The organism is Anatilimnocola aquadivae, from assembly GCF_049819085.1.
Lineage (GTDB): Bacteria > Planctomycetota > Planctomycetia > Pirellulales > Pirellulaceae > Anatilimnocola.
Window position 1 is genome coordinate 2,065,981 of the sequence record NZ_CP187419.1, and the last position, 11,978, is coordinate 2,077,958.

Here is an 11,978-nt window from a genome sequence, read left to right on the forward strand (position 1 = left end):
ACTGGGGTGGAGGTCCGCGGAAGCCATCGCCACCGCGACCACGGCTTTGCTTCAGTTCGCGAAGCTCATTCTGCAACTGATCGAGCTTGCGTTCGAGTTCCGCAATGCGCCGATCAACATTCGAATTGGCCTGCGGACCACGAGGGCCGGGTCGATCTGGGCGATCTTGTTCGCGGCCACCGCGCGGACCATGCGCTGACTGACCATGCGGCGGAGGTCCACCGCGACCGTGTTCTGGACGATCACCTTCTGGACGACGCTCAGGTTGACCACGCGCAGGGCGATCGCCTTCTCGTCCCTCTTCACGGCCACCTTCCCGAGGACCACCGCGCGGCGGTCCACCTTGGAAGTTGGTGAAGTTTTCGTCGCCAGCCTCTTCCGTCACTTCTTCAGCAACTGCCTTGCGTGCCGAGGCCGTGACCGCAAAAGCCCCAAACATACATGCCAGCACCGCTGCTGTCCGCCATAAACATTGCATCGAAACTACTCCTTGCCTTTCTCAGTGCGCAGAACTACCCCGCCGGCGGCGCGAACGCAAATTGCGATCGTTGCCGGTTCAACTACTTAGAAATAAAACAGCTTGCAGAGCCTGCCCGCAAATCATGAGCGGGCAGGAATGTGTTACGGCCGGCTGGCGAGTTTAGAAATCCTGATCGCTCTCTTCGCCGGTCAATTCGCCCAAACGCTTGCGAACAATTCCCTCGCGGGCTTCGTTCCGCTTGGTGACTGCTTCGCGCAGCTTCTTTAGATCTTCTTCCATCCTTTTGACCTGTAACGCACGACGTTTCTGGCGAACATCAAAATGTTCGTTGAGAACTGTCGTCAACTCCTCTTTCAATTTAACCCGCTGGTCGCGCGGAAGTTGCCGTATTTGCTTCGAGATTTCCAGACTTTTTTCCTCCAGCTCGCTGTCAGACTTCATCAGCGCGTACATTTCGGGGTCGAGCTGCTCGAGCCGTTGCCAATCGGCATGAGGCCCTCCATAGCCGGGGCCACCCATACCAGGGCCGGGGCCACCGGGTCCGTGTCCGGGCGGTCCGCGAAACGGTCCACCGGGACCAGGTCCGCCATCGCGCGGAGGCGGTGGTGGGTTGCCACTGCCGGGACCAAAGCGAGGGCCGCTGGGACCGCTACTTGGAGGACCACCACCGGGTCCACCTGGCCCGCGATCTTCCCCGCGGCGCGGTGGAGGTTCGAAACCTTTTCCACGAGGACCAGCGGGCTCTTTGTCTCCTTCTTTGTCACCGTCTGCCGCGCGGGACGGTGGTGGCTGTCGTTCACCCAAGCGAGGTTCTTGCGCATCGCCCGACAAGCAGAACACTGTCGTCGCTGCGATCAGTGCGAGGGTGTAGTAACGATGCATCAGAATGCTCCGCCGAAATTTCTTGAGTGGTGAAGGGAAGGTGGCGAGCGACGTCTTAAAGAGACTCGCCCGCGAGATCCGCCGAGAGCTGCTTCAATTGACTATCAAAATCGGTCAGCGACCGATCGACGCCCGTCGGCTGATTGCTCAGCTGCTGCAACGCCGTGTAAGTCGATTGAATCGCTTCGTCTAAATCGTTCCAGGAAGAACCTGCTGATGTCACCGCGATGGCCGGAGTAATGTCGTTTGCGGGAGCAGGTGCTTCAGTCTCTTGGGCAACCTGCACCGGAACTGGCTTGGGCGATTGGGGTTGAGCGATCTGTGGGGCTGGGCCAATCGGGAACTTTTCTGGCTGCTGACTAATCGCGCCGATGACTGTCGCGGCGATCAGCACCACTGCGGCCAGAATGACGGTGCCCCAAGACCAATCGATGGTCCCCTGCGTCGCGCTTGTGGTGGCGGGGGGTGCGGGAATCAGTTCGCTCTGCAACTTGGCCAGCAACGCAGCCTGGTCGAGACCTTCGCGCCCGGCGTCTTCGGCCGCGGCACCAACTGCCAGCCAGGTTTTGCGCTGAGCGATCGTTGTCGCATCGAGCGTGGTCGTGCCCGAAAGCTTGCGCATCGTGGCAAGTTCCAGCTTGCGTTGGTCGGTGCTGAGATGATCGTTCATAGTGGGCTCGTGAACTGCTGCTTAAGGCAGGTGACTGACTAACAATCGTCGCAACATTTGCAGGCCGCGGCGACAATGGCTGAGGGCGGTATTCAGGGGGCAGGCTAATTGCTCGGCGATTTCGGCGAACTCCAGACCGCCGAAGTACCTCATCAACAATACCCGCCGTTGCCCAGGTGTAAGCTGCTGCAAGGCGGTGGCGAGATCCTGTTCGGCTTCTTTCCATTCGGCAAGCGTCGCAGGATCGTCGTCGTCGTCGGCCGGCTCATGCCCCTGCCAACCCGAATCGTCCAGGTTCAATTCCCAGCCCATTTTGCGAGCTCGATCGCACACTAGATGATCCGCGATGCGAATCAAAAATGCCCGGTCTTGCCCTTGCTGGCGGAAACTATCCCGCACCTGCCACGCCCGGCGAAAGACTTCCTGCAGCACATCGTCGGCCACATCCGGCCGACGTACCAATGCCAGCGCATAACCGCGCACGGCCGCAGAGTGCTCGCGCACCCAGCTCGCCAGCAGTTCATCAGCTGTGAGAGGTTGGCTTGGGCTGTCCATCGCTGCCAACCTAACGCATGGTCCCGTTACTTATTGCGGCCTGGCGCACAAAATCTCGTGCGGGTTTCCGCCGTGCACGTTCGACCGTACTAAAGCCGTTCAATCATGGTAGCTATGCCTTGCCCCATACCGATGCACATGGCCGCCAAGCCAAACTCTCTATCGCTGACATAGAGCGAATGAATGAGTGAAATGATGAGCCTTGCTCCACTGGCACCGAGCGGATGACCGACTGCGATGGCTCCGCCGCGGCAATTGACGCGCTCTGGGTTGAGATTACCCTGTCGCAAACACGCCAAGGTTTGAGCGGCGAAGGCCTCATTAAGTTCGATGCAGGCGACGTCCCCTGGCGAAAGCTGGGCATTCTTGAGTGCTCGGCCGATCGCCGGCACGGGACCAAGCCCCATTTCACTGGGGCTGATGCCCACAACCGCAGTAGCCCGAACTGCTGCCAGTGGGCGATATCCGAGCGAATGAGCCTTGGCCGCCGACATGACGAGAAGAGCAGCCGCTCCATCACTACGCGGACTGCTGTTACCCGCGGTTACGGACCCACCTGTTGTGACAAACGCAGGAGCCAACTTGGCGAGTGCTGCGAGACTCGCATCGGCCCGCACAGCTTGGTCTTGTGCAATGAGCATCGTGTGACCCTCTTCATTCACACCAGGTGTCGGAATGATCTCGGGCAGCAATCCGGGCGCGCTGGTTGCCGTGCAGGCCCGCTGATGGCTGCGAAGAGCCCAGGCATCTTGATCATCTCTTGAGATGCTATAGCGGCTGGCGAGAAACTCCGCGGTCGTTCCCATCGACAGAGCAGCGCGGCAAGTGACTGCCGAAAGCCTGGGATGAAGCACCGTCGGCCCTGGAGCAGGCTGACCGGTCATTCGCTCGACACCCACAACCAGTTGGACATCGGCTGCCCCCGCTAGAATGGCATGGGCCGCCTGATGTAGAGCCTGCAAGCTGCTGCCGCACAAGCGATTCACCGTCATCGCCGGACAAGTGACCGGCAATCCGGCCAGCAGTGCGATCTGCCGAGCGGCATTGAGCGACAGTTCATCATTCTGGAGGGCAGCGCCCACAATCACATCATCAACGCTCGCCAGCTCGAGGCGATTTCGCGAAATTAACTCGCGCAGACAATGTGCCGCCAATTCATCGGCTCGCGCAAACCGAAAACAGCCCTTCTCGGGATGCGCGCGGCCGAACGGCGTTCGTAGCCCGTCGACGATTACTGCTGTCCTCGGTCCGCTGCTCATTCCCATTTCTCTGCTTTGTCTCGCGTGTCTTTGTCTCACAGGTTCCTGAGGCGTAAGCGCCCGGAGATTTTCTTCTTTCTCACCATAACTCACAGGTAGCTACGGCGGCAGTAGAATTGACTCGTTGCCTTGTCCCCCGCCCAGAAGAACGAATCGATGAACCGCCAAACTGTCAATCTCTTAAGTTGCCTGTTGGTCATCCTGGGCTGCCAGTTTGCTCTTGCTCAGTCGGTGGTCATCAACGAGATCCACTATCATCCCGCACAGGGTAAGAAAACCGAATTCATCGAACTGCATAACGCGGGAGCAACTGCCATCGACCTGACGGGCTGGCGCTTGCAGAAATCGGAACTCAAGGGTTCGCTGCCAGCGGGCGGATATCTGGTGCTGGCAGCTGATCCCGCCATCTTCCAGCAAGAGTTTGGGGTTCCCCCAGGCGGCCAACTCGACAAGAAGCTGAGCAACGCAGAGCAAGAACTCACCTTGGTTGATGCCCAGGGCAAAGTTGTCGATCAGGTTCGTTACCAGACAAACCAAGCCTGGCCCAGCGCCGCCGACGGAGATGGCTCGTCGCTCGAACGCGTGAATCCGCAGTTGCCCGCGGCCGTTCCTTCGTCCTGGCGCAGCTCGGGATATGCAGCCGCTGTTGTCATTCCCCGCGATTGGGGCGGCATTGAGAAAAGCGACGCCAAAACGCCCGCCGACAAGAAGCCCACGCCCGGCAAGCAGAACTCTTGCTTTGCCGCGAATGCTCCGCCGGCAATCATCGCCACAAAGCACGAACCGCTGGCTCCCAAGCCGGATCAGCCCGTGCTGGTCCTTGCCAAAATTGAAGATGCTGACGGCATTGCCGCTGTTAAGTTGCTCGTGCAGGCCGTCGCGCCCGGTGAGTATCTGCGCCGCACCGATCCGGCTTATGAGAAAAACTGGACGCCGCTCGAGATGCGCGACGATGGTCAGCAGGGCGACGTGCGTGCTGCGGATGGCATCTTCACCGCGCAGGTTCCCCCTCGCTACCAACAGCATCGAGCACTTCTGCGGACTCGCATTGCCGCCACCGACAAGCTGGGGAATAGCAGCGTCTTTCCTTATGCCGACGATCCTTCGCCCAACCGTGGTTGGTTTTGTTATGCCGGCGTGCCTGCTTGGACCGGCGCTCGCGAACCGGGCAAGACCGAACGGCGCACCTTCTCGGCCGAGTTTCTTAGCACGATCGAACCGTATCATCTCATCGCGCGCAGGGAGGATATTGAAACGAGCCAGTGGGACGGTGGCGCGCACAAGAAGCGTTTTCCAGGCTCGTTTGTTTATCGCGGCCAACTTTACGATCACATTCAGTTTCACAACCGAGGCCAAGGAAGCGCGCACATCAGTGGCAAGAACAAATGGGGACTGAAGTTTGGTCGGCATCATCCGGTTCATTTCCCCGGCAATCGCGAAGCGTGGAGCGGCGTCGATCTGAACCCGGGCACTTACACACCCTACATTCCCATTCATCGCGGAATCTCGGGCCTTGATGAAGCATTGAGCTTTCGCGCGTATCAGTTGGCAGGTGTTCCCAGTTCGTCGACACACTGGGTTCACTTCCGCGTCGTCGATGCCGCGGCAGAGTCGAATCCCAAGGATCAATACGACGGCGATCTTTGGGGCTTGTATTTGGCAATCGCGGATATGGATCGCCAATTGCTCGACGAGCAACAACTGCCCGACGGTCTCGTCGTGAGTATTCAAAGTGGCATCAAGCACGTTCCCGAAGACGGCTCGGCCAATCAGCAGGACTGGGAGAAATTTCATGGCGGGATGCATTCGAATCCACCGGAAGAATGGTGGCGCAAGAATCTGCATCTGCCGAACTACTTCAGCTTTCATGCGTTGAATCGGTTGCTGGGAAATGTGGATGTCCGCCCCGATGGCAATCATGGCTATTACCGCGGGCCCGATGGTCGCTGGAGTCCCATTCCTTGGGACAACGACATGCTCTACGTGCCGCGGCATCATCAGCCTGGACACATTGCGGCGATGGCCTGCATCAACCACCCTGCCATCAAGCTCGAGTATCAAGCGCGGGCTCGCGAACTGCTCGATCTGTTCGCTGCCGATGCATCGCCAACTGGTGGTCAGGTCGGCCAACTCGTCACGGATCTCGGTCGAACTCTTTCACCGCCCGGCCAGGCAACGAACTGGGCTCAGTTGGACGAGGCGATGTGGAACTGGCATCCGCGGTTCAATCAAAAAGGAACCTTCTTTGCCAATCCCGCGCAAGGAGATCACTTCGGAGGTCGTTGGGAACGAACGCTGGCCACGCCCGATATTAAGGGCTTTGAACGCTACCTGATTCAGTTTTGTACCGATTCGCGAGAAGTCAAAAACTACGCGCCCAACGATGGCAACCCCATGGGCTATGGTTGGGGCTACCTGGCGCACGAAGCGAAGGACGACCAGATTCCCGCGCAACCAGAAATCCAACTCCTCTCGGCCAACAAGCCGCAAGCGGTTCATTTCGGGGGCTCGGCGTTCGCTTCGCCAGCGCAGCGCAAACTGGCCGCCGTCGAATGGCGTGTCGGTTGGCACATCACACAGGGGATGCCGGGCTGGGAGAGCAAGCTGGGTTCGCATTACGAAGTGGCAGAGCATTGGCGCACGCGAGTGGAGGGAAGCGAAACTCATGTTTCCGTTCCGGCGGACGCTTTCAAGCCGGTGGGCGTTTGTCGCGTGCGGGCTCGTTATTGGGACGACACGGGGCGAGTCAGCCACTGGAGCAAACCGCTGACGCTGAGTAGCGGCAAGTGGCAACCGACACCGTAGACTTTGCTCGCCTGCGTATGCTTACTACACTCCGACGGGTGGGTCCTCTGGTTGGCAATGAAGGTCGGCCGCGAAATAAGTTTCGCGTTCGAATGATCGGCCGTCGTGCGGTCTGGCGCAACCGGGCCACAATGCGAATTCTTCAAGTGGTCGCTAGAACTCTTTGGATTATTCTGGCTTTAACGCAAAAGCTGCGACACCCTGTCGCCCCTCTCCGCTGATTGCCGTGACCAGCAATCTGAAGATCCCCGTGAAATTCTCCTTTGTCGTACCCACCATCGGCCGGCCTACGGACTTGCAGCGGTTCATCGAGCACTTGCTGCTGCAAGAGAGCAGCCGCCTGGATCTGCGCGAAGTCGAACTGCTCGTCGTCGATCAAAGCGGCAAGCCCGAGACCGGCGAGCTTCTTGCGCGACTACAAACACCGTTTGCAGTTCGTCACTTGCCAATGGCGGGCCGCGGAGCATCTCGCGCTCGCAATTATGGCTGGAGCTTTGCACGGGGCGAGTTCTTGACCTTTCCCGACGACGACTGCCACTATCCACTTGGAATGCTCGAACGAGTGCTCGCGCGATTTGAAAATCCGCAAGTCGATGCTCTGATGGTGCAGGTCGAGCACCTGGGCCGGCAGGATCAAACGGGCGGACCAATTACGCGCGACAACGTGCTGTTCCGCTGCGTCGAGTCGGGGTTCTTTATTCGCCGAGCGCGGGCCGCAGATCTGCGCTACGATGAGCTGATGGGAATTGGGGCCGCCACGCCGTGGAACTCCGATGAAGGGCCGGACCTGTTGTTGCGTTTGCTGCAACATGGGCTGCGGATCGACTTCGATCCGACGATTGTGATTCATCATCCCAATCCGCTGCAAACCTTGGACGAACGTCTGCAACAGCGTTCGTATAGCTACAGTCGCGGGCGAGGATACTTGCTGCGGAAACATCAGTTTCCACTCAACGAAGTGGCCCGAACATTGATTCGCTCTTGCGGCGGCAGCCTGCTGATGGGGCTGACCGGTCGACCTTACTGGGCTCGCTACTATTGGAACGCTTTCGCCGGCAAATGGCTCGGCTACGTGGGCGGGAAGGATGCTCCTGCTCAGGTACTCACTTCGCCGCTCGAACAACCTCGCCTGTTATCGGCACGGGTTGCCGAATTGTCGGCGTTATCTCAGTAGAGCGCTCGCTTACTTCTTAGCGGCCATGCTTGCCATATAACTAGTGATCAGGCAGCGATATGAGGGCAGGTGATTCGAGAACAGAGTCCCCAAGCCTTCGATGTCGTTACGCCAGTCGCGATGCAACTCGCAGGCGATACCGAACCAACTCATCAGCTGGCAACCGGCGGCCGTCATGCGTGCCCAAGCTGCATCGCGGGTGGTCTTGTTGAAGGTCCCCGAGGCGTCGGTAGCGACGAACACTTCATAGCCTTCTTCGCGGGCTGATAATGCCGGGAAAGCCACGCAAACTTCGGTCACAATGCCGGCAATCAGCAGCTGCTTCTTGCCGGTCGCCTTCACGGCCTTCACAAAGTCCTCGTTATCCCAAGCGTTGATGTTGCCCGGGCGAGCAATGTACGGCGCATCAGGAAAAAGCGCCTTGAGTTCCGGCACCAGCGGACCGTTCGGGCCATCTTCAAAGCTGGTGGTCAGAATGGTGGGCAGCTTGAAGTACTTAGCACAATCAGCCAGGGCGAGCACGTTGTTTTTGAAGTCGTCCGGCGAGAAGTCCTGCACGAGATTGGTCAGCCCCGACTGATGATCGACCAGTAAGACGGCGACGTCATTCTTATCGAGACGGTTGTATTGAAAGGCCATCGTTGGTTCCTCGTAATCGACAAGCGAAGCGACGTGTCCTCCGCCTCCGGCAAAGGCACCAGCACCCCCAACAGGATTCGAACCTGTGACCTGCCGCTTAGAAGGCGGCTGCTCTATCCAGCTGAGCTATAGGGGCGAGTGAGGTGCATTATTCCGGCGATTGAGGGACGCGTAAAGGCGACGGAAAGTTCGCAGCGATTGCGGCGTGCGGACTGACGATGCGCACTTTGCCGGGCGGGCGCATAAAAAGACCCCGGTCGGAGAGGGTGACCAGGGTCGGGAAATAAGCGGGATATGGTCGCGGCGGTTAGGGCTGCGTTGGGGGCGAGAATTTGATCTTCTCGACCAGCTTCACGATTTGACCGTCTCGCACTTCGCCCGAGACTGCGGTAATGGCATCGATGACGTGCGAGTAATGCAGGTTGTAATCGCAGACGAGTTCCACTTCGGCCGAAGCAGCGAGGCTGCCATCGCCCACGATCCCAGCGATGTGATTGTGCAGTCGTGACCAGCGGTCGCCGCCGCTGAACTCCGAGTCGTTCATCACCACGCGCGAGCAATTACCGGCCGCATCTGCCTTGAGGAAGAGCTTCATCGGCGGCAGTTGGTTCGGATCCGGCGGGCCCGCACGGGGCGCGGCGAGCGGCATGCGAATGTTGAAGTCACCTTCGGCAGACGCAATTTTCAGCGTCATGACGAAGAACGTCAGGAGCTGAAACACGATATCGATCATGGGCGTCATGTCGATCGAGATCTTGTCGGCTTTAACCTTTTTGAGCTTCACTGCCGTACACCAAGGTTTGAATCAGGATTTGAACGAAAGGCGGGAATTAATAGCCAGTGTCTTCGTTGGCCCGGAGCGTGAACTTTTCAAAGCCCACCTCCTGGCAAACTTTGATCAGGTCTTGCACGTCACCCGTTTTGCAGTCCTTGTGAGCTCGAATGATGATGGTTGCATTCGCAGCGCTCGAGTTCTGAGACTGCAAGACGTAAACCTCATTCTTGAGCTTAGGAATGAGCGCTTTGCGGTCTGCATAAAGTTCCGCACCCAGCACGGGATTCCCATCTTTGGTCATTTGAACCGTGATGGGCGTTTCAAAGGGCGCTTCGGGCGGCTTGGCCAATGCACTGGAGGGAAGCACCACACGGGCGTCTTGCTCGGCCGCTTCGAAGTTGATCAGAATCATGAAGAACGCGATGAGTTGAAACGTCATGTCGATCATCGGAGTCATGTCGAGCTCGTGCGGCTCAATTTCAACTCGTTTCGGCCTGAAACCCATGAAATCACTCAATCCAGCCTAGAGGCAACTACTTGCAGAGCAGCACGCATTTGAGCTTCGAATTACTTCTTGCCCATCGATTCAAAACGACCCATCAGGCGACCGGCATTGTGACCGGCTTCCATGGTGAGGCGTGAGATTCGGTTCTTCAGCAAGTTAAAGGCGAGAATCGCGGGAATGGCGAGCACCAGACCAACGAGAGTCGTAATGAGAGCCATCGAAATACCTTCGGCCAAGTCCGAAGCCTTGGGCGTGGCACCGCTGAGCGCGATAACCTGGAACGAAGCCACCATGCCGTCCACCGTGCCGAGCAAGCCCACCAGAGGGCTGATCGTGGCGATGAGCGAGATGTAGCTCAAGCGATGTTCGATCTTCATGCCTTCGTCTTCAGCAGTTTCCGCCATTGATTCCAAGGCCTTGTCGTAACCGTTGGAAAGGTTGGCCATGCCGGAAGCGAGCATCTGGCCGAGGAACGATTCATCGTTCTTGGCGAGATCGAAGGCTTCCTGAAATCGTTTCTCGTTCAGGTGAGCTTCGAAGGCATCGATCAGATGGCGAGGTACGAACGAATCGCGACGGCAAACCAAGAAGTTCATCACCAGAATCGCGACGAAGGCGAATGACAAAGTCAAAAACGCCACGGTGTAGCGAATACCGAGCGCATTGAAGAACCAAGCGAGATAGCTCTTGCGTTCCTTCGGTGCTTCGCCGGCATCGTCTGCTGGAGCAGCTTCGGCCTCGGGTTCTTCTTGCGCAACGGCCGTCGGGCCGTGATAAACGCCGACCGAGCGAGCAACTTCGACGCTTAAACCAAGCGCGAGCAGCATCAGCGCCACTAGACTCCACCGCATAATAGCCTCCCCAAATCCCGAGTGAACCGTGTAAAGATTGTTTCCAAGAATAGTTGCCTAAGCAGATTCATTCCAGCGCTGCGAATTTATTCCCTGCAGGTACTTTGCGTAGGCATATCCGTCTGGTTCATCCGGACGGAGGCAAATAGGCGAGACCCTGGCGGGGCAGTGATGGAAGCAAATCTGGAGATGCAAGGGTACCGGTGGCGATGAATCGCCGCTCGAATGAGCTGATACCCCGTTGTGGACTGGACATTCTAATTACCGCGACTGGCTGGAGTAAAGCAGCAAGCCGCATTTTGCCGCCGAAATTGCTATTCTTTTGCATTCCAGATGCTGCCCGCATAACGCTCCCGCAAGGTGTTACGAGCGGCAGTCGCTCGATCGGCCTTGTTCAGGTCGCCCCACAGCTTGGTGAGGTGATAGAGCGCTTCGGCATGAGCGTCACCATCGGCATAAAAGAGCACATCGGTATGCAAGTAAGCGAGCAAGGCGTCTTTCGGCCGGCCGGCCTTCAGGTGGCAGGCACCCAGGGCGTTGTAGGCGCGGGCAAACAGCTTGGCGTCTTGGGGATCGTTCTTGGCAATGATCCCTTCGGCCATCGAGACCCCTTCGTCAGCCTTGCCGGTTTCGCCCAGGCACTGAGCCTTGCCCACCGAGGCGAGCAACTTTTGCTGGTTGGCTTCGGCGGTGCTTAGGTTGCCGGCGAGAACCGCTTCGAACCCGGCGAGGGCAGCGGGAAAGTTCTTTTGCGCGACTTGAGCGCGAGCAAGCGCGTTGTTGGCGCGCATTTGATAGTCTTCGAACGGGGCCTTGGTAATCGGTCCGTAGTAACGAATGGCGTTTTCGTACTTACCAGACGAGGCAGCCAGATCGCCCAGCAACTCGGCCGCTTCGTAAAAGTGGTAGCTGTTGGGGGCCGCGCGGAGGAAGGCGAGCATGTCCGTCTCGGCCTTAGTTTTGTCGCCACCTTCGGTCATCGCCAGGCGCAGTTCCGACAGGGCCTTGTAGTAGGCCGCGTCGTGCCGCATGAACTCACGAGTGAGCAGGCTAGGATCGAGCTTTTTCAGTTCTTCGATGGCCGCGTTGTAATTCTTGGCGACGACCGAGTTGCGGGCATTGGTAAGTTCGTTCGGCTCATCGGCATAGATGACGCGCGTCACTTCATTGGTGGGGAAGGGGCGAGCCACGCCAGCCATATCGAGCGTGACTTCGTCCTTCGTCACAGCAGTAATGGTCCCTTTGCTCGGGACGCCCGCCTTGTTGCTGTAAACCGCGTCAAGCGATTGGGCCTGGGCGGCGAGCGTGTAACAGCTGCCGAGAATAGCGGCCACAACCGCAATTTTCATCTGAAAGTTCATGGCAAAAAATCTCCTGTTCGA

General features: G+C 58.3%; 12 protein-coding genes and 1 tRNA gene. 2 read left to right on the top strand and 11 right to left on the bottom strand.

What is annotated here, in order from left to right:
* Positions 1–51: 51 nt before the first annotated feature.
* The 5 genes from NA78x_RS08240 to NA78x_RS08260 all read right to left on the bottom strand — a co-directional run bounded on the left by NA78x_RS08240 (position 52) and on the right by NA78x_RS08260 (position 3,847).
* Positions 52–342: a hypothetical protein gene (locus NA78x_RS08240; RefSeq protein WP_425617958.1), complete on the bottom strand. Its 291-nt coding sequence runs from the start codon at positions 340–342 to the stop codon at positions 52–54.
* A 298-nt stretch (positions 343–640) separates the two neighbouring features.
* Positions 641–1,363 carry a hypothetical protein gene (locus tag NA78x_RS08245; RefSeq protein WP_425617959.1) on the bottom strand — a complete coding sequence of 241 codons (723 nt, stop codon included), beginning with the start codon at positions 1,361–1,363 and terminating at the stop codon, positions 641–643.
* 55 nt (positions 1,364–1,418) lie between these two features.
* Positions 1,419–2,033, bottom strand: coding sequence for a hypothetical protein (locus tag NA78x_RS08250; protein ID WP_425617960.1), 615 nt, complete (start codon positions 2,031–2,033; stop codon positions 1,419–1,421).
* Between the two features lie 21 nt (positions 2,034–2,054).
* On the bottom strand, positions 2,055–2,588 hold the full coding sequence (locus NA78x_RS08255) for an RNA polymerase sigma factor (RefSeq protein ID WP_425619440.1): 534 nt from the start codon (positions 2,586–2,588) through the stop codon (positions 2,055–2,057).
* Positions 2,589–2,677: 89 nt separating this feature from the next.
* Positions 2,678–3,847 carry a thiolase family protein gene (locus NA78x_RS08260; RefSeq protein ID WP_425617961.1) on the bottom strand — a complete coding sequence of 390 codons (1,170 nt, stop codon included), beginning with the start codon at positions 3,845–3,847 and terminating at the stop codon, positions 2,678–2,680.
* Between the two features lie 156 nt (positions 3,848–4,003).
* On the opposite strand from NA78x_RS08260, the gene NA78x_RS08265 reads away from it, so the two are divergent.
* Together NA78x_RS08265 and NA78x_RS08270 are read left to right on the top strand one after the other, a co-directional pair.
* Entirely contained in the window at positions 4,004–6,652 is a 2,649-nt protein-coding gene (locus NA78x_RS08265; protein WP_425617962.1) for a lamin tail domain-containing protein, read from the top strand.
* Between the two features lie 250 nt (positions 6,653–6,902).
* Entirely contained in the window at positions 6,903–7,826 is a 924-nt protein-coding gene (locus NA78x_RS08270; protein WP_425617963.1) for a glycosyltransferase family 2 protein, read from the top strand.
* A 9-nt stretch (positions 7,827–7,835) separates the two neighbouring features.
* Here NA78x_RS08270 and ycaC read toward each other — a convergent pair whose 3' ends face one another.
* From ycaC to NA78x_RS08300, 6 genes are all read right to left on the bottom strand, one after another.
* Entirely contained in the window at positions 7,836–8,465 is a 630-nt protein-coding gene (gene ycaC / locus NA78x_RS08275; RefSeq protein ID WP_425617964.1) for an isochorismate family cysteine hydrolase YcaC, read from the bottom strand.
* A 62-nt stretch (positions 8,466–8,527) separates the two neighbouring features.
* Positions 8,528–8,601 (bottom strand) — tRNA-Arg (locus NA78x_RS08280).
* Between the two features lie 171 nt (positions 8,602–8,772).
* The gene (locus NA78x_RS08285; protein ID WP_425617965.1) at positions 8,773–9,249 is read right to left on the bottom strand and encodes an ExbD/TolR family protein; all 477 of its coding nucleotides are present in this window, start codon (positions 9,247–9,249) and stop codon (positions 8,773–8,775) included.
* A gap of 46 nt (positions 9,250–9,295) precedes the next feature.
* Complete coding sequence (locus NA78x_RS08290; protein WP_425617966.1) at positions 9,296–9,745, bottom strand: ExbD/TolR family protein; 450 nt, start codon at positions 9,743–9,745, stop codon at positions 9,296–9,298.
* Between the two features lie 62 nt (positions 9,746–9,807).
* On the bottom strand, positions 9,808–10,596 hold the full coding sequence (locus NA78x_RS08295) for a MotA/TolQ/ExbB proton channel family protein (RefSeq protein WP_425617967.1): 789 nt from the start codon (positions 10,594–10,596) through the stop codon (positions 9,808–9,810).
* A gap of 314 nt (positions 10,597–10,910) precedes the next feature.
* Positions 10,911–11,957: a hypothetical protein gene (locus tag NA78x_RS08300; RefSeq protein ID WP_425617968.1), complete on the bottom strand. Its 1,047-nt coding sequence runs from the start codon at positions 11,955–11,957 to the stop codon at positions 10,911–10,913.
* Positions 11,958–11,978: the final 21 nt, after the last annotated feature.